This is a genomic window from Stieleria bergensis, from assembly GCA_007745635.1.
GTDB classification, from domain to species: Bacteria; Planctomycetota; Planctomycetia; order Pirellulales; family Pirellulaceae; genus Stieleria; species Stieleria bergensis.
In genome coordinates, this window is record CP036272.1 from 1,532,000 (window position 1) to 1,556,413 (window position 24,414).

A 24,414-nucleotide genomic window follows, 5' to 3' on the forward strand; every position below is an offset into this window, starting at 1 on the left:
GCATGGCCGAGGTCAAATCAATTCAGGCGACGACCTTGCGACTGCGCAATTTCGATTTCATGGCTTAATCGGTCAACCGAAAGCGGAACGATCGGAATGGTGACCAGTGATTCTGGATCGATCTCGCTGCTGGCGTTGCGTTTGGCAAGCTGCTCAACTTCGTCTTCGAGTGCCGTCAACCAAGCCGGGATGTCGAGGCCGGCGCCCGTTGGCGTGCGGGCCAGCAACTCGGCTTCCTCTTCCAGCAGTTCAAAGCGTCTGCTGGCGCGGCCCGCTTCGGCGTCTAGCATTGCTGGTTTGACTAACGCTCGCATGCGAGTGATCGTCATCGGTTGGATGAAACGCTCTAGAATGCGATCAGCAACGGTCGGCATCCGCATCGAATACTCGGTTTGCAGCTTTCGCAGCCGAGTGACAAACTTGTCGGACTCGGCGCCAATTCGCTCACTTAAGCTTCGTCGCCAGACCATGGCGGCCTTTTCTAGCGAGCGTTTCACGAGCACCTCATGAGCCCACATCACGGGCTTTAGGTTCCACGCAATGCGTTCATAGCCTGCTCGGACCCGCAGAAAGTCCATGAACATGTACACCAGATCACCACGGTCGCTTTGTGTGGTCGTGCTGTTGTAGTCCTGGTACTCGGCGTGATGATCCAATAAGGATTCGTACACGAGCGTGATCCAGCGTTCCGCCTGACCGATTGATAATTCACCCGATTGCAGATCTTGGAACAATCGCATGTCTTGAATCTGCGGATCGTCTTCTTCCAGGACGCGTTGCAGCCAGTCTCCGACGCCTTGGTGCAGAATCGCACGCACGTTGCTCAGTTGCAAAAAGACCTGGGTAAAGATCGGATCGCCATACTTGCGAATGAAGTCCACCAGTAGCTTCCAAGCCTTGGGATCGCTGACGGACTCTAAAGGGGACAGTCGAAGCGTCGTGCTATGCGCCAGCCATGAGCCGAGCATGGTTTCGGTCATGCGTTCGACCAAGGGGATCAACACGTCGTCGATCAGGTCTTCGTCTTCGTTCAGTTGCTGTAACGAATGCTGGCGGGCGACGGAGGCGGTCAGTGCATCGATCAGCGAGGTAAAGCCATCGCGGAACAAGCTATCGAATTCGGTCACTGCACCGATGCCGACGATGTTCTCTTGTTCCATTTGACGGGAGACTTCAATCAAGCGACAGGTTTCACTGATCAGGCCTCGACGAGGCAGCCAGTGCATCAGGTGTCGCAGGACGCGCTGCCGCAGGCGAGCCAAGTAGATCTTGACCGGGTCGCCACCGCGTGAGAGCGGAATGTAGAGCAGGTTTTCCTGGCTAATGGCTTGCACATAGTCGGGGAATAACTTGCGCGTCGTTTCACTCTGCCCGGCAATCAGTGAGGCATACAGTTTGACCGCCTGAATATCATCCGCCGACATCTCGTCCAGGCCAGCGTAATCGGCGCTATGTTTGTTCGCGGTGTCTTGTTGGAAAATCTCTGGCTGTCGGCTGACGTGTGACAGGATGGTTCCGCAAATCAAACGTCGCGCGTCGGACATTTCAACGGCTGCTCCGATGATCCGTTCCATTAACGAATCACGCAGCACGCGGATGCGGTCGTAATCTCGCATCGAGTCCTTGTCGCTGCCGGCCGGGGCAACATTGTAGTTGCGGACGCTGTCGAGCAATTCCAACAGGCCAACGCGATTCTCTTTGGCTCGTCTGGCCCACGAGCGGAGCGAGTCCAATTGTTCGGCTGCTCGCTGCGGTGCATCGTCATCGTCGGTGGCCACGACGTCGGCGGCAACGGACCACATGCGTGAAAGGGATTGCAGGAACGCCAACCGATCGGTCAAGCGTTTCCATTCCAATTCGAGTTCGTTATGGCTGGCTTCGTTGGCCGGTTCGAAGACTTGGCCGTCGACGCCGTCATCGGTCGAGTCTTTGTAGGTCCGGCCTTCATTCAAGGATGCATAGATGTCATCCGGATCGCCATGCTCAGCATCGGCAAGCTCTTGTTCCCAGTCCTTTGGTGTGCGATTTTCTTCGCCGAGCTGAAAGGTTGGCGCCGACCAAAAGTCTTCGGCATTGGCTTCCAGGTAGTCCATCAATTTCCGTGTCAGCGTCCAGACTTCGGAGCGTTCGATGGGACTGGAACTGGAACTGGAACTGGAACTGGAACTGGAATCGATCGGACGGGCCGGTTCTGCGTCACTGTCGACGGGATGGTCGGATTCAGGATGCCCCAGGCCATGTCGTCGCAGCTTCAGGAGCCAGCGTTCGGCCAAGCGTGGCAATGAGTTGGCACCCTGCCGCAGGCCGATCTCGCCGGCGTTGCCCAACCAGTGAATCAAGAGCGCCATCGCAGGCAGGAAGTCCGCCCGTTCCAGCAAGGCTGTGATGACCAGTGAATAGGCTCTGGGAGAGTCAAAGAATTCCGCGTGCGGAGCCCAGAACTTCACATCGCCCGCAGCTGCACCGCCTTCGTGCCAGATTCTCAGGGCACGGGCAACCAGACTGGCCGAGTCATAGGACTCCAGCGGGTCAGCAGCTTCTAAGGCTTCGACCGTATGCGCACCATACTGACGCCACCACTGGGCGATCTCACTGTAGAGGTGACTGATCTTGGCATAGGCTTCGCTGTCGTTGCGAGCGGCCGCTTCGCTCCACAGCCGAGCCAGGTAACTGAACAGTTGATCAATCAGATACAACAGGTCATCGACACGTGAATCATGGACCGTGCAGTCGGGGCTGGGATGCAAGCTGAACTCGCCACCGAAGCCAATTAAATCACGCGGATCACAAAGTGCGCCGCAGTGAATGGAGCGTTTGATCAGATCAAAGACTTCTTCCGGAACGGCCATCGCTTGCTGGAGATTGCCGCTTCGCAAGGCTCGCAACCCAAGCGTCATGCGGCAATCAATCCGGCAGATCATCCGCGCTGAAGCCGCCGGCACAATGTCGGTTTGCTTGGATGCGGCATCCGGGTAGCCCATTCGCGCGTACAGTCGGGCCAGCTGAACGTGTTGCAACTGAATTGCACGTCGCTCGGCAAGTGCCGCGTTCAGGTTTTGGCGGGCAGCGCCAAAGGGTTGCCGCCGAGCTTTCTGTTCGTCTTCCAGTCGTTCGCGGTGCGGGCCGGTCAACTGATGCAGGCGATCTTCGTAGAACGCGTCGCGAAACTCGGCGATCGGCTTCATCAGCGTTCCCAGCGTGACATCGCTGGTATAAGCCGACGGCCCCCAGCCACTGATGCCGCTGGCCATCAAGATCGTGCCGGCAAGCACCGTCGCGGCTTCATCAAGCAGTTCATCGCGCTGAATCTCTGGCTGTTGCTTGAGTTTTTGCTCGACCCGTGAAAGCAACGATTCCAGAGTGACCTGACGAACCACGAAGCGGCTGTAGAAGCCTTCGGCATTGACGCTTCGTTCATCCCAGCCACCAAAGTGATAGTTGGGGCGACGATTGACTGGATGATCAAAGTCATAAGCGCGCGGGTCAAGCGCGAGTTCATCCATTTGGTCAAAGTGAAACGATGCCGCTCGCAGCACATCGCCGCTTGTGTTTTGCAAGATCCCGATGGAGCGTTCGATCAGTTCCTGGAAAGGGCCTGCACTGACGCCAACATCGGTGACATACAAGGGGATCGGCCGCACAAATTCATGCGGGTACGGCTGACAGGGGCGATTTTCAAGAATGGCCACGGGGCGATAACCCACGAAGTCATTCAGTTCTTCAATCGTCTCCTGGACCAGTTGCGATCGTGCAGCAGCGTCGTGCTGGCTTTCGCCTGATTCGGTGTAACGACGCAGCAAGACCTGCGAAGCCTGGGCAAAGAACAGGCCATTGAACAGGATCTCCGGTTCCTGATGAAACAACAGGTCGCGATGGTAATCCATGTAGGCGGGCAACAGTTCGCTTAACAGCAAGCGAGCAATGGTGCGTGCTTGATCGCAGTTGCTGAACGCCGATTGTTCCGAAGCCAGTTCCGAAAGGGTTTCTTCGATCCAATTGTGCAAGACCAACCAAGCCGGCGTGCCCGTTAGCGGGTTTCCGTGACTGGCACGCTGATACACCTCATTCCACAGCGCCGTGATGTCACTGGCATCACTACCACCTGAAAAATTCAGATAGCCGGCTAGCCGCTTGAGCGACTCTTTGATCGTTTGCGGAACCGGCTCGTTGGACATTGTGGCGGGGGACTAAAAGGAGTCGAGGCTTGGGCAAGCCCAACAGGCAAGTGGTCGGCGGACCCTTGTGCAGTCCTGATTCACAGGTTGGTGCAAAGGATACTGACGTCGACCGTGAGGACGAGTCGAAGGCTATTTCTTCTTGCTGCTCTTCTTCACTGGTTTCTTCGCGGCTTTCTTTTTGGTCGCTTTCTTTTTAGTGGCCTTCTTTGTGGCTGCTTTTTTAGTGGCCTTCTTCTTGGTGGCTTTTTTCTTCGTCGCCTTCTTCTTGGTGGCTTTCTTGGTGGTCTTCTTCGCCGCCTTGGCTTCTCCGAAGATGCTGTCCCAGTTATTGGAGTATTGTTCGTTGGTTCCGATTCGCAGAATAGTCATGATTTGCTGTGCTGAAGGGAGAGGGGTTTGAATGTTTGCTTGCTGGTTTGATTGATCGGCACCGGGACATGCCTGGTAAAACGCAATCGCTGCCGCTGGCAGTCAGAGGGCTAACAGGATAGGTCCAGGCGTGCCGTTCGATCAACCGGCGTGAATGCTCTTGTATCGAGCTTGTTTGATTTGATCAGGGTCTTCCCCAAGTCGTTCACGCAAACTGCGTTCATAGACTTCGAAATTACCCTCGCACCAGGTGACTTTGCCGTCGCCTTCGAAGGCCAAGATGTGAGTGGCAAGTCGATCCAGAAACCAGCGGTCGTGGGAGGTGACCACGACGCAGCCAGCAAAGTTAAGGATCGCTTCTTCCAGCGCACGCAGCGTATCGACATCCAAGTCGTTGGTTGGTTCGTCAAGCAGGAGAACGTTGCAGCCACGTCGCAGCAGTTTGGCCAGGTGAACGCGGTTTCGCTCACCACCGGAAAGCTTGCCGACCAATTTTTCTTGGTCGGGGCCACGGAAGTTAAACCGGGACACGTAGGCTCGGGCGTTCACGTTTCGGCCACCCAAGATGATGGTTTCGGTTCCGCCACTGATTTCTTCGAAGACCGATTTGTTGTCGTCCAGTTCATCTCGACTTTGGTCGACGTAGCCCAGGTCAACGGTTTCGCCGATCTTGAACGATCCTTGGCAGGGTTCTTCTTGGCCGGTGAACATCTTGAACAGCGTGGTTTTCCCAGCGCCATTGGGACCGATCACACCAACAATCCCACCGGCCGGCAGACGGAAGGAAAGATCTTTGATCAATTCTTTCTCGCCAAAGGCTTTGTGGATGTTTTGACCTTCGATGACCAAGTCACCCAGGTTGCGGTTGGAGGGGATTTGGATCTCCAGTTCGTCCGGACGATCCTCGAAGGTCTGTGAGGCCAAGTCATCGTAGGCTTTGATCCGCGCCTTGCTTTTGGCTTGTCTCGCCTTGGGGCTCATGCGGATCCATTCCAGTTCGCGAGCCAGTGTTTTTTCTTTGGCCTTGGCTTGTCGCTTTTCCAGTTCCATTCGTTTCTGGCGAGCTTCCAGCCACGCGGTGTAATTGCCTTCGAAGGGAATCCCACGGCCGCGGTCAATTTCCAGAATCCACTTGGCAACATTGTCCAAGAAGTAGCGATCGTGAGTCACGGCGACCACGGTGCCGGGGTACTTGGCCAGGTGCTGTTCCAGCCAGCTGACACTTTCAGCGTCCAAGTGGTTGGTCGGTTCGTCAAGCAACAGCAGGTCAGGTTGCCGAATCATCAGTTGGCATAGCGCCACACGCCGCCGTTCACCACCGGAGAGTTTGCTGACATCGGCGTCGCCCGGTGGCAGGTTCATGATCGCCATGGCGACTTCGACTTGCCGATCGAGTTCCCACAAGTTGTAGGTGTCGATGGTGTCTTGGAGGGTCGCCATTTCGTCGCACAGCTTCTGCATTTCGTCGTCGTCAGTGACGTCGCCCAGCAGCATGCTGATTTCGTTGAATCGATCGACCACTGCACGGCGTTCGGCGACGGCCGTTTGCACGTTCTCGAAAACGGTTTTGGTTTCGTCCAGCGGCGGCTCTTGTTCCAAGTAGCCGACGGTGAATCCTTTGCTCAGCCGCGCAGTGCCATCGAACTCGGTGTCCTGGCCGGCCATGATTCGCATCAGGGTACTTTTACCGGCACCATTGGGTCCCAGGACGCCAATCTTTGCACCGGGATAGAACGCCAGATGGACGTCTTCCAACACTGCTTTTTGGCCATGCTTTTTCGTCAGGCCTTCGACTTGATAAATGAATTGCCTTGACATGATCACTCCCATTCGATCGTCGCCGGAGGTTTGCTACTGATGTCGTAGCAAACTCGGTTCACGCCTTGAACTTCATTAATGATTCGGGTGCTGATACGAGCTAATAAGTCGTACGGTAAGCGGCTCCAATCGGCCGTCATGAAATCGTCCGTGTTCACGCTGCGAACCGCGATTGCGTTGTCATACGTTCGCGCGTCGCCCATGACGCCGACGCTTTGCACGGGCAGCAGCACGGCAAAGGTTTGGCTGGTGTCGCGGTACAGGCCCGCTGCTTCGATTTCTTCGATCACGATCGCGTCTGCTGCTCGCAGCACAACTAATTTGTCTTTGGTGACTTCACCCAGGCAACGCACGGCCAAGCCAGGGCCTGGGAAGGGGTGACGCCAAACGAGCGATTCCGGCAATCCCAGTTCCAGTCCCAAGCGGCGGACTTCATCTTTGAACAGGTCGCGTAGCGGCTCGATCAGTTCAAAGCCAAGCTCATCTGGCAGACCACCAACGTTGTGGTGCAGTTTGATCGTTGCCGCGGGGCCATCGGGATCGGCGCCGCTTTCGATTACGTCGGGATACAGAGTGCCCTGAGCCAGAAAGTGTGCGTCTTCGATTTCGTTGGCTTCCGTTTTGAAGCACTCGATAAAGTCGTGTCCGATGCGGCGGCGCTTTTCCTGGGGCTCGCTGATACCTGCTAGCGACGCCAGGAATTTGTCTTCGGCGTTGACAACATGCAGGTCGGTTTTGAAGTGGTTGGTGAACTCGTCAATCACCAAGCTCTGTTCGTTCTTGCGCAGCAACCCGTTGTCGATCAGAATGCAGGTCAGCTGAGGCCCGATGGCTTTGTACAGCATGGCCGCGACGACCGAGGAGTCAACGCCACCGCTGAGTCCGCAGATCACACGTTTGGAGCCGACTTGTTGGCGAATCTTCTGGATCGATGCTTCGGCGAAGTCACTCAGTTGCCAGCTGCCTTCACAGCCACAGATGTTGCGAACAAAGTTGGCAAGGATCTGGCCGCCCTGCGGCGTGTGGGTGACTTCGGGGTGAAACTGCATGCCGTAGACTGCCAGCGAATCGTGCTTGATGGCAGCAAAGGGGCAGGTCGAGGTTTGAGCCAGTGTGCTGAACTGTTCGCTGATCTGCGAAACCTGATCTCCGTGGCTCATCCAGACATCAATGCTGTCTTCAAGGCCGGCGAAAAGATCGTCGTCGCCGTTGCTGTGTTCAAGGATTTCACAGCTGGCGTGACCGTATTCGCGACTGGTTGCATTGGCCACTTTGCCGCCCAGGGCTTCGCAAGCCAATTGCATGCCGTAGCAAATGCCTAGCACTGGAATGCCCAGCTTGAAGAGCTCGGGGTCGCAGCGTGGGGCCCCGTCTTCGTAAACGCTCGATGGGCCACCCGAAAGGATGATGCCTTTGGGAGCCAGTTCGGCGATTCGCTGGGCGGACAGGTCGTGGCGAAGGATTTGGCAATACACGTTCTGTTCACGAACGCGACGAGCAATCAGCTGGGCGTACTGTGAGCCGAAATCCAGTACGACGATGCGCTGCTGAGTCAATGAGTTGGACAGGTCGGATTGACGCTCGTGCGAATCACTCATGCACAGGTAACCGGGGTTGGAAGATTACAGTTCAGCCCAAGTCCAGCTTGGGGCGCTGTAGAGATCGAAACATGGTGTCTAAGAGGTGCCAGCCGATTCAATGGTCTCGGGGCGGGCAGCCAAAATGCGTCGCTAGGTGCCAACATGCGTCGCTAGGGGGAAGTGTAGGAAATTGCCGCCTATTTCCCAAGGGGCCCAACGTGACGGAAATCGCGCTCCTGGCATTACATTTCTTTCAGTTTCAGAACCGCCTCGCGGGCACGCTTCAAAAAGGCTTGCTTCGATTCACCGGTTTCCAGAAAGATGGGCGCGCCGATGGTGATGCAGCTTAACAGCGGCACTGGCAGCACTTCGCCACGCGGTAGCACGCGGTTGACGTTGTCGATGTAAACCGGCACCAGTTCCAAATCTGGCCGTTTCTTGCCCATGTAGTACAGGCCGCTCTTAAAGGCGCCCATTTCCCCGGTAGCGCTGCGGCCGCCCTCGGGAAAGACGATCAGCGAATAAATGTCGCCCATTTGTTCCAACATCATGTCCAGCGGACTGCGGTGGACTTTGATGCCTTTGCGATCGATCAGCAACGCATTAAAGCTGGCTGCGATTCGCGGTTTGAGCCAGCCCTTGGACCAGTAGTCTTTGGCAGCCACCGGCCGCGTCAGAGCGCGAATCTCGGTGGGCAATGCCGACCACAGCACGACCGCGTCAAGGTGACTGGTGTGATTGGCAAAGTACACGCGCTGGCAGGTGTCCGGCTGGCAATCTTTCCAGCGAACAGTGAAGCCGGTGAAGAGCTTCGCCAAAATCACGATGACATGACTGGTAATTTTCATAGCATCACGTCAACGCAGGAAGACTTCAGAAGCCAGCGGGGTCAATGGCACAGCGGGCACAATGGCAAAGCAACCAGTTCTGGCCAACGCAGGCTTGCCAGAACTCACAACCCCTGATTCTAAACTGCAACGCCCGCTGATGACGAGGCCCCTGTGACGTTGTCGTACAGCGAAGTCGCTAACCGCTGGTATCCTTTGACCATCGATTCAAGCGAACCGGTCCGCAACACCAGTTGGCGACCTGTCCGCCCCATCCTTTCCCGCAACAGACCGTCGCCTAGCAATTGATTGAGACCCGCGATCATGCCCTCCAGGTCTTCGTTCGCAAACAACAGGCCCGTTTGGCCTTCGAGAACCGTTTCGCCGACGGACCCCACATCGCTGGCGATGACGGGAACTTCGCAGGCCAATGCTTCCAGAATCGAAACCGGTGACGCTTCGTTGAGTGAGCAGAGCGTGAAGACATCCAGTGCCGAAAGTAGCCGAGGTGTGTCGTGTCGGACGCCCAGCAAATGGACGCGATCGGCAACGTTTAATTGTCGGCACTGTGACTCGATCCCTTCACGCTCGGGGCCGTCGCCCACGATCAGCCAGTGCAGATCGGGGTGCACCTTGCGCAGCTTGGCTGCCGCAGCGACCAGCAATGCATGATTCTTTTCGGGACGCAAGGCAGCTACGATGCCAGCGAACTGGACGCTGGTTGGTAAGCCGAGTTCCGCACAGACTTGTTTTTTGGCAGCCGGGTCGCGAGCGAATCGATTGCAGTCGACACCATTGCGAACCACATGCACTTTGTTTGCCGGGAATCGCTCCTGGTGAACCAAGTACTCCGCGTGAGAATCGGCCACCGCAATGAAGGCTGACGTCAGTGGCGTCAATAAACGGTTCAAACGCCCCACCCCGTCGGGCCAGCCAGTGCTGTGCAGGGCGGAGATCACCACCGGGACGCGTGCGAGCCGCGCGGCCAAACGCCCCCAGAACATTTTGTCGCCAGCGCCAACCGTGATCACAACATCGGTTTGGCTGTGATGCATCAGACGTGCCAGGCGATACAACACCGTGGCGTCGTATTTGCTGCCGATCAGTTGACTGTGGACAGGAAACTCGTCGCGGATTTGTTCCCCCAGTGGCCCCGGTTCCTTCAGGCAAATCACTTCCGGCTGCAGCACATTGGGGTCCAGACGCCGCATTAGATTGACCAGCAGCGTTTCGGCGCCGCCAACGGGCATGCTGGTGATCAGGAATTGACAGCGCAGCGGCAATTGGATGGATGGGCAGCGCTGCGGCGGGCTGCCTAGCCGTCGTCGAATTCTGCTCTGTAATTCCGCTAGCATCTGCTAACTCGGTGGGATCAGTCGGAGATGGATTCAGACATCGCGCGGTGCACATCATCGGGTGCTTATCCCATAGCTTACCCAGTTGCTTGAAACCGCCAGTTTTTGCTAACTGTCCGAGACCGGTCGTCTTTGAGCGCCAAAACGGCGAATCTTTAACGATTCTGTCAATTCCGCATCCTTTTTCATCAATCCACTCAGGTTGGGCTTCACGCAAAATCTGCAGATTTGTTAAAGCCAATGAGCTTCCCGATTCTGTTTTGATGATTGACCATGAAATTGCGACCAGAAAACCACCGTGGCATGTCCAGTAACACCGAGTCTCGGTCTGGATGGAACCTCTTGATCCCCGCGGTACTCGCTGCCTGCGGGATCACGCTCTTGGGTGGTTGCCGGAATCCGAATTCGACCGCGGCCTATCCAGTGGCTCCTGGGGCGATGCAGCCTGCACAACCCGCCGCTGGCTTTCCAGTCATGCCTGCGGCGCCAACCTTCGGTCAAGCGACCCGCGTGCCACCGCCTAGCACGGGATCCTATGCGCCGACCAATCCATACAATCTGCCGTCCAACTTGCCGGCCCAGCCAGCAAGTCCGGTGAGCACTCAGATCCAGCCACTGGGAAGCACTTCCTACAATCAAACCACTCCCAATGGATGGAATGCCGTGGGGATTGTGCCGACGCCGTCGGTGATGGGGACGAATCCGGCCGGGGCAGTCATGCCTGCGGGTGCTGTTTCTCCGTCTGTCCCCTTTGGTGGCAGAGCGGTTCAGCCCGCAAACTGGTCCACACAGGCGAGTCCCGCGACGAACCGGATTCCTCCGGCGATGGACAACATCAATCGATCCTCGTCGCTTCCCGGCGCCATGAAAGCCATCGATTTGACTCAGTCGCCACCGCCACCGGGTTATCGTTCCAATGGTTACCAAACCAATGCTTACCAGGCTCCCGGCTTGGTGCCTGCTGCTTCGCTGCAACCAGGACCTGGATTTCATCGGGCAACGGGTCAGGGGTTGCAACCGGTCTCGCCAGCTGGTTTCAACCAACCAGCTCATTACAACCAGCCAGCTGCCTACAGCCAGCCGATGATTCGTCAGCCCAGCGGTTTTTCCACCGCCGGGGTGCCACAAGCGGCCGAGCCAGGGAGGGTCGTAGCGACTTCGGGGGCATCTCCGATGCCGACAACACGATCGCAACCGCCCGCGGTTCAGAATCCCGTGCGTCCGCTCGACAGCACTCAGCAACTTGATTGGCGTCGTCCGAATCCTCAGTTCTAAAGCATCGCTGGATTCAGCGATGCTGGTTGATCGTTTCCCCCCTCGTTGCGGGGCTGTGATTGGCCTCCCAAATTGGCTTCTCCGGTCGGCTTCTCCGGTCGGCTTCTCCGGTCGGCTTCTCCGGTCGGCGTGCAAAATCTTTAAAAACACTTGTGTTTGCATCGGAAGCGGCCCCTTGCCCGTCTGCAGCTATTATCCTGTAACGGCTCCGCTCAGGTGACCTGAGCTTCTCTTCGACGGCTTCTGATTGCCGTGCTTTTCAATCTGGCGTTATCACCATGACCGTGCAATCGTTTGCTGCTTGCTGTGCTTTGGGCATTTGCTTTATCGTCCGTTGTGCTGTCCCTGTTTCTGCTGAAACCGTCATCACAGCTTGGGATGAGAGCATCAATGGTGAGATCAATGCAAGCTCCGTTGGTCCGAGCGACCTGGGAACCTGGGATGGCGGTGTGCAGGGGACGGCTCGCTATCGTGTGATCGGTAGCGTTGAAGAGATCGGGAACCCGTTGGATATTCCAGACGATAATCTGCTGGGTACGGCCGATTTGTTTACGTTTGAGATCGCTGCTGGTAAGCAATTGGACGGCATTTTCTTGACCGACTTCACTGCCAATGTTCAAGACGCTTACATCTTCATGGCGATTGATGATGCGTCGACATTTGCTTACCCACCTTATGAAATCAATTTGAGAGACCGGGACTATTCAGCAGAATTGGTCGACGGTTGGCTGGTGGGTCGTGATCAAGATCAGCAGCTTGACCCAGGCGGGAACTTGCTGGAATTGACTGGCGGTTCAGCACTGCGTGGCAATGCACCGGCACTGGGGCCGCTGGGCGCAGGTTCCTACACGGTGTACTTACAAGAAACCGGAGCACAGAACTCTTACCAGTTGGACTTTCTGGTCTCCAATGTCTCAGCGGTTCCCGAGCCCTCAGCGGTTTTCGCTTTGGCTGGTTTAGCGATTCCCGTTTACCTCCGCCGCCGTCGCAAGTGATTGCGTTACAGCTTCAGATTCCAGGCTTGCATTTCTTTGGTGGCTTGATGGTCTGTCATGTCAAACTGCAGCTGGGTTAACGTGACATTGCCGGCGCGCAGTTCTGTGACGTCGGTGTTGTCTGATGGTGGTTGGGAAGGCTGTTCCCAGAGAGCCCAGTAGTAATCACGGCCGCCAGGGTCTTGGCGTTTTTCGTAGCGGTTTCCGTACTGTGCCAGGCCTTTGGGGACGATCTTTAGCTCTGCCGGGCCTTCGGTCGCTGCGGTGGGAATGTTGATGTTGAACAGGTTGCCCTTGGATTCAGGCTGCTTGATGATTCCTGAAATCACGTTGCGGGCGATGACTGCGGCCGCTTGAAAGTCCGCGTCGGGATCGTATTCCAGCGAAACCGCCACGCTTGTTGTGCCAAAGAAAGCGCCTTCGATGGCTGCGGCAACGGTGCCGCTGTATAGAACGTTGATCCCCGCGTTCAAGCCGTTATTGATTCCACTGACGACCAAGTCCACCGGGTCATCACGAAATAGTTCTGCGATCGCCAGTTTGACGCAGTCCGCTGGACTGCCCTCCACTGCCCAAGCCCAGTGTCGGCCATCGCGATGAATTGATTTGCAGACTAATGGGGTCAGGAACGTGATCGAATGGCTGACTCCCGACTGCTCGGTTGCTGGTGCAATCACGATCACTTCACCCAAGTGCCTGAGTTGGCTTTCCAGCGCGGCCAGCCCCGGAGCAAACACCCCGTCATCATTGGTCAATAGAATTCGCATCGCGTGAGCTCCCAGAGATTGGTTGTGGTTCACAGTACAGTGTGCCAATCACCGTCAGGATTGCAAGGCTGGCTGACGAAGTGGGCGAATGGGAATTGCTTGGTGGTGCGACTGGTTGGCGCGAGGGTTCCGCGATTGAGTTCCCTGGCCGGCGAGGCGAGTTTGTTGATCGAGTGCCAGATCGCTGAACGCAGGTGAGACAAATTGTTTGCCAAACCGGATTGCATCAGGAGGCTGAATGCCCGAAACTGCGGGAATGAATACTCAGCCAACTCCTGTGACTCCCGTGCAGATCGGACCTTACCAATGTGGTCAAGATCAGCCCTTGCTGCTGATCGCCGGTCCTTGCGTGCTGCAAAACGAAACGATCAACGATCAGATCTGTGAAGTCTTGTTGAAGCTCAATGCTCGAGATGACGTCAATGTCGTGTTCAAGGCTTCCTTTGACAAAGCCAACCGCACCAGTGCTGCCGCTGGCCGCGGCCCTGGCCTGGAAGAGGGTTTGGCGATGCTGCAACAGGTGTCTCAGCAAACCGGTTTGCCGGTGACCACGGACATTCACCTTCCCGAGCAGGCTCAGCCGGCGGCGGAGGTCTGCCAGTTGCTGCAAATCCCTGCCTTTCTGGCTCGCCAGACGGATCTGGTCGTCGCTGCAGCCGCGACCGGACGAGCCTTGAATGTCAAGAAAGGCCAGTTCATGTCCCCCCAAGACATGGCGTATGTAGTGCAGAAATGCCGCAGCGCTGGCCAGGGCGGCGTGATGCTCTGTGAGCGGGGCACCTTTTTCGGCTATGGGCGGCTGGTCAACGACATGCAATCCTTGCCGATCATGCGGTCCCTGGGTGTTCCCGTGGTCTTTGATGCAACTCACAGCGTGCAGGCCCCCGGTTCACAGCAGGGTTCTACCGGTGGGAACCGAGAAATGGTCGAACCTTTAGCTCGCGCGGCCGTAGCAATCGGTGTCGACGCGATCTTTTTTGAAACTCACCCGCAGCCTGACCAGTCCCCCAGTGATGGTGCCAACATGGTCCCACTGGAACGGTTTGAAGGGCTGATCGATCGCATTCTGCAGATTCGCCACACCATTCAATCCTTCGGCCCTCTCGATGGCACTGACTCGGATTCCTGATTGCTCTGGTCCGCACGCTCTGTCTTTTCAGATCAGAGGCTTGCTGACGTTTCCGCTGACCTCGCTTGTGTTTGTCCTGGCGATTGTCGGTTGTGGGGACGATCGCAAGGCGGTGCAGCAGATTCAGCTTCGGAACCTCCAGCGAAACGAAGACGAATCAAATCAGGATCATTTGGCAGGCGTTTTTGACATGCTGCCGAAGTATGTCAATCTGAACGGCCAGCAGGCTCAGCAACAGATCGCCTATCGGCTCAATCGCTGGGTGGCGACACAAGACGACAAGCAAGACGTGGCCCCGGTTAAGTCGATCCAGTTGATCGATTCGGTCAAGGGCCTGCTCTCGACCGAGCAACTCGATCGGCGTTTCGCCGCCGCCCGGTTCAATGGCAGTGATGCGTTGCACCTTCGTGATTGCTACCTGTTTCACCACTTGTACAGCTGGATCGATTCGCCCGCGATGGATCAGCCGATTCTGGCAGATTGGTTCCAAAGCCTTCAAGCCGATCTTCCCGAGGAGCAGCTTGAGCAACTGCGGACCAGCAGCCGGCTATTCGATTGGACTGTCCGCAACATTCGCTACGAACCTGATGAGTTATCCGTTCCCGGCGGCATTCCCACCCCGGAGCTGCCTTCGGAAATCGCTTACGGTGGCCCCGGTTATCGCCAGACTCTGTTCAAGTGTGCATTGCGTGGTACCGGCGACGGTCTGCAGCGCGCCGCCGTGTTCACGATGCTTTGCAATCAAGCGGGAATCCCCGCCGCGGTGATCGGCACCATCGATCCCAATGATGGCCAGGTCACTCCCGCCTTCTGCGGTGCGCTGATTGGCAAGCAGATCTATCTGTTCGAACCACGACTTGGAATTCATGTGCCGGGGCCTGGGCAAGAGGGCATCGCGACGCTGGCGCAGGCCCGCACCGACGAATTGGTGTTGCGACGGTTGAGCATCGCCGGCTTGGACCAGTTTAAGTATCCGGTTTCAAAATCAGATGTGCAGCAATGTGTGGCGCTGCTGAATGTGAAACCTGAAATGCTTAGCCAGCGGATGCGCCGATTGGAGGCCGCATTGACTGGGAATCGTCGCATCAATGTCTTCGTTGATGCGGATCAATGGGCTCAGCAATTTGATGCCTCGATCGGGATCAGTGATGTAAAAGTCTGGGACGTGCCACTGCTTGCCGAACGGTATCAGGTCAGTTGCGAAGCCTTTGCAGAACGCAAGCCCGCATTCAGTCTCTGGCATGCGGGGCCCTGGATCATGCTGGAAGGCGATTTCGATATGGCGAAGACGCTCCGCGAAGGCCGTTGGCAGCACTTATGCGGCGTCTTTCAGTCAGATGAACTGGAGCGAGCCAAAGGGGCGCGCACGTTGTACCTCGAAGAACGCTCGCCATCGTTTGAGATCGATGAGCTAAGAAACGACGTTAACCTGCAAATTAAATATGGTGTTCGTCGGCCGCTGAACACCAATGATCAACAATTCAATTCCATGATCTTGGAAGCCCAAAGCAACCTGCGACTGGGCAAGTATCTGGCAACCTACTGGCTGGCTCTGCTGCAGGCCGATGACGAGCTTTACGAGACGGCCAAAAGCTGGTTGGACGATCGCGTCTTGTCGGAGAACCTTGGCAGTCGCGTCCCCGTTGTGGCTTTGATCGCACCGGCAGCCCGTTACAACAGTGCTCGCGTGGACGAGCGTTTGGGGGAATTCCAACAGGCCATGGAGGCCTACAAACGCGAAGATGAACCCCAAGAGCATGGCAACCGGATTCGCGCTCGTCTGGTCGCCAAATACGTGGAAACTCTGCCGGCTGACACTCTGCCAGCTGACACGCAGTGATCGCTGCCCTAGCACATGCGTGGCTTCTGTTAGCGCTGACTTCTGTTAGCGCTGACGTGTTTCCAGATCGACGTCAGGTCGTGTTCAGATGAAGTCTCGCATGCTTTCCAACGCCAGTGGCTCTTTGGTGGCAAAGGGCTCACCGTAGCGTCTTGCAATCAAGTTCCCAAAATAGGCCGCGTCGCTCTCCAGACGTTCCAGTATCGTGGGTGACATCTCTTCGCGACCTTGGACAAACTGGCTGTGATAGGCGGCGATGGCCTGTTGCTTGGCTTCAAATTGATCGCTAATGTCGATGATCCAGTGGGGTTGGATCGCCAGTCGCAGATGAATGCAAAAGTAGTAATACAAACGCTCGGGGTGATAGCGTTCCCCGGGCATGTCGGTCTTGCTGAGCTTGGAATAAAAGCGAGCGGCCTCGATCAGTTCGGTCGCGACCACGTGATCGGGATGAGCGTCATGAAAGTAAGGTGCAAAGATCCAGCGGGGACGCAGCATGCGAAAGTAACTGGCGACCACTTTGCGAGATTCAATGGTGTGCTGGAGCTCACGATTCGGCAGTCCCGCATTGCCTCGCCACGTCGGATTCAGAATCTCGGTTGCCGCTTGCGTTTCGCGTTGCCGAATTTCCTCGGATCCCAGCGGCGTTGGTTCTCCGCTGGTCAGATCGAGGATGCCGACTCGCATGCCTTGTTGAATCATTTTGATGATCGTGCCGCCCATGCCAAGTTCCGCGTCATCAGGGTGCGGGGCAACGACCAGCATGTCCAGTGGCGCAACGTCAACAATGGTTTCCGGGCCCGAGCGATGAACGGTGGTCATGGCGACACCTCATGTGGCAAGCGATTCAATGAATGGAATCGGATTGTACGCCGCCGCGATCACGCTGCAAACCATGCGGCCCGAAACCATGCGGCCCGAAACCATGCGGCCCGAAACCATGCGGCCCGAAACCATGCGGCCCGAAACCATGCGCCACGCATCGTGGGGCCAGGCACTGCAATCTGACACGACGAACGCCTACCGCTGATAGATCGGCAGGTAGTGATAACGGACCGACAGTGAGAGCATGGCCAAGGCGGTTGAATAGACTGGACCGATATTCTTTTCTTCGCCACCGGGAGCTTGCCAGGAACCATCACGCTGCTGGGTGGGCAGCAGCATCGAAGAAGTGAGTTCGCGGGACTCTTTGGCAAACTTACCACCCACTTGATACATGCCTTGTGAATAGTAATACAAGCCGTACATCAAGTAGTGCTCGTCGCGTTTGGGCGGATGATCCAGCAACCACTGCGCGGCAGCTTTGACTTCAGGAGCGTCATACTGACCACAGACTTGCATCGCCAGTAGGCCTGCCGCTGTCATTGTAAATGTGGGACGCGGCTGTCCGGGGGTGTAACTGAATCCAGCATGTTCGCCCGGCGCATCTCCGGGCCGACCGGTGTAACTGTTTCGTAGGTACTGCAAGGCATCATCAATGGCTTCACTCGGAACATCCAGGCCATCATTCTTGGCTGAACGCAGAGCCATCAGTTGCCAGATCGAAACCGAAAGGTCCGAATCGTTACTGTCTGGAGCGTACCGCCAGCCACCTTGCAGTTTGCTTTGCTTGCCGACCGCTTGCGAGGACAGAATCAAGCGGATCGCTGCGGTCAAGGTTTCATGGATGCGTTGGTTTTGTTTCGCAGTGGCACCCATGCCAAGCATTTCTGTTAGCATCAATGTGGTGATGCCGTGACCATACATTCGCGAGCCATCGGTTTGCCCCAAGTAGCCTGTTTTGGATTGACGCCTTGGTTCCAGGACATAGTCAATCGCGGCGCTCATCGCTTCGCCCTCAGGCGTTTGATCGCCTGGTTCGTTGCCAACTGATGCCAGCGCCATGATCGCCAATGAGGACAGGGCGACTTGGTGCCGATTGCCGCTGATCGTCCCGGTGGACTGACGGTTTTTCAGCAGGAACGCCGTCGCTCGCTGAACGGCACGATCCAGTTCATCATCAACGTACAGTTGATCGACAGGCGTTGGTTCTTGTCCACCGGCCAGACGTTTGGTCAGCGGTAGACACGCCGCAAGGGCGCCCAGTTGCAGCAGGCTGCGCCGCGGCAATGCAGACGATTGGGAGTGGCGAATGTGGGTCATTGTTTTTTCTCCGCAGCTCGTCGTGACAAGGCCTTGAAGTAAGCTTGGACCTCATTCCGGTAGCCCGGCACGATCTTCTGCTTACGGCCCTGTGAGGCATCTTCAACGTTTTGGTCTCTTAGGTTGCCCCAGTCACCGTCAGCCAGCTTTTCGTCGATCAAGTCAATCTCGTCTGAACCGGAGGGTGGTTCCCCTTGGCCGGCTTGATCTTGAGGTGACTGACCTTCAGCCATTTGACTGGATTGCTGCATGCTTTGATTGGCCAAGGCTTGCTGCAGGGTTTGCAAGCGTTGCTTGGCAGCCTGCTGCATTTGCGATTCCAGCATTTGTGCCAGCGTCGGTGAGGCTTGCAAGGCATTGCTACCTGGTTGTCCTTGATCACCTGCCGGCTGTTGCTGTCCATTTTGGTTGGCTGCATTTTGATCTTGGCTAGGTTGGCCTTGTTGTCCCGGTTGGCCCTGCTGTCCTTGTTGCGCGTTGCCGGCTTGTTGGGCCGCCTCTTGAGCGGCTTGCTGGGCGGCAATGGCACGGTCCAGTTCGTCCAGCGTCTGAGCTTTTTGCATCGCCGTGGCTTGCGAGCTTTGGCCTTGTTGGCCTTGTTGGCCTTGTTGGCCTTGTTGGCCTTGTTGGCCTTGTTGGCCTTGTTGGCCTTGTTGGCCTTGTTGGCCTTGTTGGCCTTGTTGGCCTTGTTGGCCTTGTTGGCCCTGTTGGCCCTGTTGGCCGGGCTCGGCGGGTGCGTTCGCGGTGGTGTTGCTGGGGTTGTTGGCTTCCCCGTTTTGCTCACCGGATTGCTGATTCTGTTCCATCAGGTTTTCTAATGATTGAGCTTGCTGGTCCAAGGCTTCGGCGGCGTCACCGACTGCCTGGGCAGCTTCGCCGCTGGATCCAGCGTTTTCAGCGACTTGGTCCAAGGCGTCTTGTGCTTGCTGAGTGGCTTGTCCAGCAACCTCTTGTGTCTGCTGACTTTGCTGTTGAAGTTGCTGTGCCATTTCCTGCTGATCGAGTCGGTTTTCGTGCCTCGCTGCGCGATCCAGATCTTCGACCGCTGACTGGACATCTTGCGAGATATCCTCCTGCGTTTGCTGGCTCCGGCGACTGGTATTGGGATCGATCTCCAGTTCGTTGGCATAGTCTGCCTTTTCGGCGTTCTGGTTAAGATCCTTCGCCAGTTGTTCCAAGCGATCACCGCTGTTATTGGTGAGGGACTGAGCCAATTGAGCTGCTGGATTGGGTCGATCCAAGGGCGTTTGCAACGAGGGGTTCATCTCATTGGCACGCTGGTTGGAAGCTTGATAGCGTTCCTTGGCCAGTTTCTTCGTTTGCTCTGCTTGCTGGGCAGCATCATTGGCCGCTTGGACTTGTTCTTTTAGGTTTTCGATCTGGTCCTTTAAGCTTTGGTTGTCTGGCTCTCGTTTCAAACGGGCTTCATCGCGTCGAATCGCACTTTCTTGACGACGCGCTTCCGCCTTGGCTTGGCTAGCGCGGCGGTTTGCGTCTTGCTCGACTTGCTGCCATTGTCGACGTTGATCATTGATCGCAGCGAGTTCGTCGTTTTTCAGTTGGTTGCGTTGCGCGTTCAGTGAATTGACCATCGCGTTCTGTTGCGACTTCTCTGCAAACACGTCTTCCTTGCTGGACTGATCCAGTTGGTTAGCAGCTTCGTCGGCAGATTGAGCAGCCTGATTGACGGCCTCCGAAAGCTCTTGGTTGGCTTGTTTGATTTCGTCTAAGGTCGATTGTTCCTGGTTGGCGACCTGCTGAGCTTCGCGAGCCGCCTGACTGAGGTCATCGCGAACTTCATTGATCTTTTCTTGAGCATCAAAGTCTTTGCCAGCGGCGGCCGCTGAAGCCGCTTTGGAAAGCGCGTTGTTTCGTACTGCGTCGGCACGGCGGACAAATTCGTCCAGCAACGCGCGCTGTTGGCGTTTCTGTTCTTTGAATGACTCGTCGTCATTTTCAAGTTTGCGTTTCAGAGAGTCTTCTTTGCGGGCAGCCTGTTCTAAACTGTCTTGTGCATCACGCACCATGTCCGCAGAGATGTCGCTTAGCGCGTTCTGCATCGGTTGATTGGTTTTGAGTTCCTCTTCAAGTTGGCGAAGCAACTCACGAGGATCTTGTTTGGCGGTCTCTGCCATCTGTTCCGCGTCTTGATAGCGCTGGTCCAGATTGCTTGCCGCCTCGATGGCTTGTTGGTTTTCGCGCAGCATCTCACGCGACTGAGAAACATCTTCGCCGTTTTCCATTTTCTCAAAGTGATCGGCGGTGTCATTCAGGCGGTCGGCCAGTTCGTCGAGCGAATTTTCTACCGCTTGCAATGCCTCATTTCGGCTGACGGTAGGATCATTGTCGTCCTTCGCTTGCATGGCTTGACGGGTTTGCCGGACTGCATCGGCGATCCATTCAGCGGCGGCATCCGCGTCACGAGCTTCTTCACGGCTCTGATCATCGATCACGTCCGCAGTGTTGGCTTTATCAATCAGCGCCTGAATCGTATCGGTCGCCTGCTCGATCGCTTCGTCTTGCTCGGAGTCAGCCATGGCGGCCAGCTCTTCAGCGGTTGGTGGGCGAGCGTCTGTAGCCTGCTGCTGGTCTTGCATGGCAGGGTCGGCATCGCCAGGCTGTTCTGGATCAGCCTGTTCACTGGCATCGGGCTTGTCTGGATCTGCGTTCTGCTGTTCGGCAGCGTCAGGCATGTCCCCCGCTTGCGGATCGGTTTGCTGGTCCGCTTGATCGTTGGGTTTGGAATCGGCGGGATCCTTTGGTTGCTCTTCGGTCGGTTTCTGCTCCGGCTTTTCTTGCTTTTCAGGATTCGTTTTACCGGTCCGTTGTTGCTCGGTTGTGTCGGCGGCTTCTTCTGCTTGTTCGGCTGCTTTGCGCGCTTGTTCGGGAAGGCTGAGAACGTATTTTTGTAATGTCTGGCGAGCTTCAATCTGATGGGGTTTCCATTGCCGAATGGTTCCCAGCACTTCACCCGACATGCCTTCGACGGAACGCTTGGCTGTCAGGAATGGATCGGTGCTCCATTTTCTGGTGTACAAGCGATTGTTGGCCAAGCTGTGGTTCTCGCCGTGCCGAACTTGATTGATCGGGTCAAGGAATTGATTCCAGTCGAGTCCGGTTTGGCGAAGCTCTTCGACGACCTGTTCCAATCGCCCGTCTTGCAACTGGAACCAGAGCGGTGAGGCGATTTTGCGAATGGCAGATTCATCGGGCGAGAGTTCTGTCTTGAAGATCACCGTCAGGTCGCGATGGCAGAGTGTCAGGTCGTGTGTTCCCTGCAAGACGCGAATGGCTTTTTCGATTTCGCCATAAACTTGATCGGCCTTGGTTTCCTTGTAGTCGCTAAAGATCTGTTCGGTCACGTTATCGATCGCGCGATGGAATAGACGTTGATCAGCCGCGTACGGCAGGTCGGTGGTGATTTTGGCTCGGTTCAGTTTTTCCTGACCGGCGGTGCGCACTTTCAATCGTTTGAGAGCGGTCTGCCAACGTAATTCGGCGTAGGCCAGATCGATCCCGATCAAGCTTGCTGAATCTGCATCCTTGGCGGCTTCGTGTTTGCTCTGGGTGTATTGGTAGTGTCGACCGGTCTCGGCGAGCTGGCGGACTAGGTAGGCCAAGTAGTGCATCTCGCGATTATTGTCTCGCGCCCAACGCACCGCTTCACTGTGGATGCCGGAATAGACCAATGAATGGGGTTTGTTTTCAATTTCACCCTGCAGTGACTTTAACAGGCTTTCGTATTGGTCGGGATCAACGTCATCTTCGATGGCGTTGGACAGTTGGGTCTTCCAACGCACGCTCCAGCGTTCCCAGTGATCCCCTTGCATGTGTTGCTGTGTTTGTGGTGAAAGCAGTGCGAGGTGCTGGTCCAACAACTCATTGATTTCAGTGATCCAGCCATCAAGCAGCATCACATGGCTCTTGGTGCGCTGGTTCGCAGGTGTGGAAAGCACGCGGTCCAGGTACAGTTTTAGTCCCTGCACGTCTTGGTACATGGCGATCGACAGCTCGGTCGAAAACTGTGCCTGCGATAACTTGTAGACTCGGTCGCATTGGTAGGCGCAGGATTTAGACTGCGAGGCAACGCTTTCTAAGTTTCGCTTGGCCTGGTTTGCCCACTCGGGGCGTTGTTCATTGGCGGCAAACTGCGCCAGTTTCAAGTTGCTATCGATGCGGGTTTCAATGTCCAGCACTCCACGACCAATCCATTCCAACAAGGAAGCATCCGGCGCGTTCGCGGTTTGCGACAGCCCGACACTGACTTGTTTGATCAGGTTGACGGCTTGGGCTTGCAAAGGTTTCCATTCAGTGGCCAGCTGATCAATGTCAGCGGCAACGGTTTTCAGGTCCGGAGACTTGGTGGCTTCGTACAGGCGTTCCGAAAGCACTTTGCATTGATCCGACCACTGCAAAATCTGCTCAGTGCGTTGTGCGAGTGGATCGATATGATCATGCCGGTGGGCATTGAAAGCATCTTCCGCAATCAGCAACTTGATCGTCTCGGAGAAAGCCTCCGCGCCTTTTCGGTCACGGACTTTCAGACGCAACTGAATCACATCACCAGGAGACAGACGCTCGGCTGGTTGGCCGGCGCCGCTGGGATCCAGCAAGTCCCATTGCCATCGCATCTCGCTGCGTTTTGCCGGAGGTTCAATTTCGCGGCGAACATCAACGAAGTCACGACCGCCAATCTTGTATTGCTGAACCACGCTGTTTAGCGGCAGGTCATCGGTCGCCACAGCGCCCAGTTCAATGCGATCGATTGCCGAGACCAATTGCTGTGGTTCGACAAAATCTGCCCAGCGTACTAACGGAGCATTGTCGATGATGGGCGTAATGGTGTTGGAGGGGCTAAACGGATTGTTCAAACCGCTTTTGATGCTGGTCGCATCGATCTGGTACTGGCCGGAAGTCTTGATGGAGATTTTGGCCAGGAATTTGGTTCCAGATTCATCCACTGGTTCCAGTTGACTCCGCGTGCCACGCAGGCCAAACAAGATGGTGGCGTCTTCGACGGGCTGATCAAACGTGACCGTGACCAGAGCACTGGTGCCTTGCAGGGCTCTCAGATCACCGTGTTCGGCTGTTTCTACACGTTCTGGTAACTGCGAATACGCAGGTGGCTGCAGCAATTTTTCGAAGCTCACAACGCGCGGACGCGGCAGCGGAGTGAGTTGGTGCCACAGCGTGATCGCGTCGCCGGCTTTGATGCGATAGCTTAGCGGACTGCTGCTGATTGACAGGTTGGCCGCGAAACGCTCTGCATCGACCTCTAGGTCAGGGGCCAGTGCTGATGGCTGATTGTCGTTGTTTGCGGTGGCGTTTGGCTGAAAGTCCGAGGCATCGACGCGACGGGTCATGAAGGTTTCGCCCGAGTTGCCATCTTCGCTTTGCCACTGCAGCACCACATCGTGATAGCGTCCACCGCCAACACCAACGACAACCGCAATGGCATCGCCTTGTGCGACATAAGTGGATGCTGGTGAGGGTTCTAGGACGGCAATTTTGGTTTGCGAGGCGCGTTCAATTTTCAAGAGTGGCAGAGCCGCACGAGCGAGGCGACGCCCAAATTGAGCTTGGGGAATGAACAGCAAGCTCACGCAGACCAAGGTCACCAAGACACCGCTGACGACCCAACGACGTACTAAACCCAACGGCAGCATTTTGCGGAGGTCAATGGTGTTCAGTTGTTTGGCGACACGAGATTGCAGCAGGAGACGAAAATAGGCTGATCCATTGGCGCCCTGGGGATCCGCAAGCTCAACCGCCGAAACTAATTCTTCACGCAACTGCGGCGCGGCGGATTCAGCACGCTGGGCAATGGAAAGCGTGTCGGTTCGGCCAGCGGGCGCGATCCCTGAATACCAAACGGCAACCAGCGTGGTCACATACATCAGGCCACTAAGGCTCCACAGGACTGTGTCGCTCAAGAAGAACGCATAATCCAGTAACGCCAGCAGCAACGTGAGTGTCACAAACACCAGCAGGCCGACGCCCAGTCCTCGGAGTGCCAATAGCAGCCCACGACGGCGACGAAAACGCTGTAATGATTCAAGTGTGACAGGATCAAGTTCCGTAGACCGTCGGTCGGCAGGATGAAGATCCGATGGAGTGACGCTTGCCATGATTTCTGTTC

15 protein-coding genes are annotated in these 24,414 nt (G+C 56.3%); 5 read left to right on the forward strand and 10 right to left on the reverse strand.

The features are described 5' to 3' along the window. Positions 1–17: 17 nt before the first annotated feature. The 6 genes from SV7mr_RS05090 to SV7mr_RS05115 all read right to left on the reverse strand — a co-directional run bounded on the left by SV7mr_RS05090 (position 18) and on the right by SV7mr_RS05115 (position 10,022). A complete protein-coding gene (locus tag SV7mr_RS05090) occupies positions 18–4,175 on the reverse strand; it encodes a hypothetical protein (protein ID WP_145269827.1) in 4,158 nt (1,385 codons plus the stop codon). A 132-nt stretch (positions 4,176–4,307) separates the two neighbouring features. Beyond that, positions 4,308–4,547 (reverse strand): RNA polymerase subunit sigma, encoded by a 240-nt coding sequence (locus SV7mr_RS25080; protein ID WP_419188116.1) that lies wholly within the window; start codon positions 4,545–4,547, stop codon positions 4,308–4,310. Positions 4,548–4,688: 141 nt separating this feature from the next. Next, positions 4,689–6,365, reverse strand: a complete 1,677-nt coding sequence (gene ettA, locus SV7mr_RS05100) for an energy-dependent translational throttle protein EttA (protein ID WP_145269831.1) — start codon at positions 6,363–6,365, stop codon at positions 4,689–4,691. 2 nt (positions 6,366–6,367) lie between these two features. Then, positions 6,368–7,963, reverse strand: a complete 1,596-nt coding sequence (guaA, locus tag SV7mr_RS05105) for a glutamine-hydrolyzing GMP synthase (protein WP_145269833.1) — start codon at positions 7,961–7,963, stop codon at positions 6,368–6,370. Between the two features lie 224 nt (positions 7,964–8,187). Further along, entirely contained in the window at positions 8,188–8,793 is a 606-nt protein-coding gene (locus tag SV7mr_RS05110) for a lysophospholipid acyltransferase family protein (RefSeq protein WP_145269835.1), read from the reverse strand. A gap of 119 nt (positions 8,794–8,912) precedes the next feature. Beyond that, positions 8,913–10,022 (reverse strand): glycosyltransferase, encoded by a 1,110-nt coding sequence (locus tag SV7mr_RS05115; protein ID WP_419188447.1) that lies wholly within the window; start codon positions 10,020–10,022, stop codon positions 8,913–8,915. Positions 10,023–10,400: 378 nt separating this feature from the next. On the opposite strand from SV7mr_RS05115, the gene SV7mr_RS05120 reads away from it, so the two are divergent. Both SV7mr_RS05120 and SV7mr_RS05125 read left to right on the forward strand, forming a co-directional pair. Then, positions 10,401–11,402, forward strand: coding sequence for a hypothetical protein (locus SV7mr_RS05120; RefSeq protein ID WP_145269839.1), 1,002 nt, complete (start codon positions 10,401–10,403; stop codon positions 11,400–11,402). A gap of 278 nt (positions 11,403–11,680) precedes the next feature. Next, positions 11,681–12,397, forward strand: coding sequence for a PEP-CTERM sorting domain-containing protein (locus SV7mr_RS05125; RefSeq protein WP_145269841.1), 717 nt, complete (start codon positions 11,681–11,683; stop codon positions 12,395–12,397). A gap of 5 nt (positions 12,398–12,402) precedes the next feature. Here the strand turns inward: SV7mr_RS05125 and surE are convergent, their stop codons facing one another. Continuing rightward, positions 12,403–13,164 carry a 5'/3'-nucleotidase SurE gene (gene surE / locus SV7mr_RS05130; protein ID WP_145269843.1) on the reverse strand — a complete coding sequence of 254 codons (762 nt, stop codon included), beginning with the start codon at positions 13,162–13,164 and terminating at the stop codon, positions 12,403–12,405. A 238-nt stretch (positions 13,165–13,402) separates the two neighbouring features. On the opposite strand from surE, the gene kdsA reads away from it, so the two are divergent. Both kdsA and SV7mr_RS05140 read left to right on the forward strand, forming a co-directional pair. After that, positions 13,403–14,293, forward strand: a complete 891-nt coding sequence (kdsA, locus tag SV7mr_RS05135; protein ID WP_145269845.1) for a 3-deoxy-8-phosphooctulonate synthase — start codon at positions 13,403–13,405, stop codon at positions 14,291–14,293. Continuing rightward, entirely contained in the window at positions 14,271–16,133 is a 1,863-nt protein-coding gene (locus SV7mr_RS05140; protein WP_419188117.1) for a hypothetical protein, read from the forward strand. Before kdsA ends, SV7mr_RS05140 begins: the two co-directional genes overlap by 23 nt. An 84-nt stretch (positions 16,134–16,217) precedes the next feature. Here the strand turns inward: SV7mr_RS05140 and bshB1 are convergent, their stop codons facing one another. Beyond that, entirely contained in the window at positions 16,218–16,955 is a 738-nt protein-coding gene (gene bshB1, locus SV7mr_RS05145; RefSeq protein ID WP_145269849.1) for a bacillithiol biosynthesis deacetylase BshB1, read from the reverse strand. Between bshB1 and SV7mr_RS25085 the strand changes: the two genes are divergently transcribed. Next, positions 16,954–17,163 (forward strand): hypothetical protein, encoded by a 210-nt coding sequence (locus SV7mr_RS25085; protein WP_419188118.1) that lies wholly within the window; start codon positions 16,954–16,956, stop codon positions 17,161–17,163. The two genes, bshB1 and SV7mr_RS25085, sit on opposite strands and share 2 nt — an antisense overlap. Here SV7mr_RS25085 and SV7mr_RS05150 read toward each other — a convergent pair. Both SV7mr_RS05150 and SV7mr_RS05155 read right to left on the reverse strand, forming a co-directional pair. Beyond that, entirely contained in the window at positions 17,154–18,275 is a 1,122-nt protein-coding gene (locus SV7mr_RS05150; RefSeq protein WP_145269851.1) for a prenyltransferase/squalene oxidase repeat-containing protein, read from the reverse strand. The genes SV7mr_RS25085 and SV7mr_RS05150 overlap by 10 nt on opposite strands. Further along, positions 18,272–24,403: a hypothetical protein gene (locus SV7mr_RS05155; protein WP_145269853.1), complete on the reverse strand. Its 6,132-nt coding sequence runs from the start codon at positions 24,401–24,403 to the stop codon at positions 18,272–18,274. Before SV7mr_RS05155 ends, SV7mr_RS05150 begins: the two co-directional genes overlap by 4 nt. Positions 24,404–24,414: the final 11 nt, after the last annotated feature.

Bases quoted from the DNA above. Each gene is read 5' to 3' on its own strand.
- surE (WP_145269843.1), bottom strand. From the start codon at position 13,164: ATGCGAATTCTATTGACCAATGATGACGGGGTGTTTGCTCCGGGGCTG.
- SV7mr_RS25085 (WP_419188118.1), top strand. From the start codon at position 16,954: ATGGCGACACCTCATGTGGCAAGCGATTCAATGAATGGAATCGGATTG.
- kdsA (WP_145269845.1), top strand. From the start codon at position 13,403: ATGCCCGAAACTGCGGGAATGAATACTCAGCCAACTCCTGTGACTCCC.
- ettA (WP_145269831.1), bottom strand. From the start codon at position 6,365: ATGTCAAGGCAATTCATTTATCAAGTCGAAGGCCTGACGAAAAAGCAT.
- SV7mr_RS05150 (WP_145269851.1), bottom strand. From the start codon at position 18,275: ATGACCCACATTCGCCACTCCCAATCGTCTGCATTGCCGCGGCGCAGC.
- SV7mr_RS05155 (WP_145269853.1), bottom strand. From the start codon at position 24,403: ATGGCAAGCGTCACTCCATCGGATCTTCATCCTGCCGACCGACGGTCT.
- SV7mr_RS05120 (WP_145269839.1), top strand. From the start codon at position 10,401: ATGAAATTGCGACCAGAAAACCACCGTGGCATGTCCAGTAACACCGAG.
- SV7mr_RS05115 (WP_419188447.1), bottom strand. From the start codon at position 10,022: ATGCCCGTTGGCGGCGCCGAAACGCTGCTGGTCAATCTAATGCGGCGT.
- SV7mr_RS05090 (WP_145269827.1), bottom strand. From the start codon at position 4,175: ATGTCCAACGAGCCGGTTCCGCAAACGATCAAAGAGTCGCTCAAGCGG.
- SV7mr_RS25080 (WP_419188116.1), bottom strand. From the start codon at position 4,547: ATGACTATTCTGCGAATCGGAACCAACGAACAATACTCCAATAACTGG.
- bshB1 (WP_145269849.1), bottom strand. From the start codon at position 16,955: ATGACCACCGTTCATCGCTCGGGCCCGGAAACCATTGTTGACGTTGCG.
- SV7mr_RS05110 (WP_145269835.1), bottom strand. From the start codon at position 8,793: ATGAAAATTACCAGTCATGTCATCGTGATTTTGGCGAAGCTCTTCACC.
- SV7mr_RS05140 (WP_419188117.1), top strand. From the start codon at position 14,271: ATGGCACTGACTCGGATTCCTGATTGCTCTGGTCCGCACGCTCTGTCT.
- guaA (WP_145269833.1), bottom strand. From the start codon at position 7,963: ATGAGTGATTCGCACGAGCGTCAATCCGACCTGTCCAACTCATTGACT.
- SV7mr_RS05125 (WP_145269841.1), top strand. From the start codon at position 11,681: ATGACCGTGCAATCGTTTGCTGCTTGCTGTGCTTTGGGCATTTGCTTT.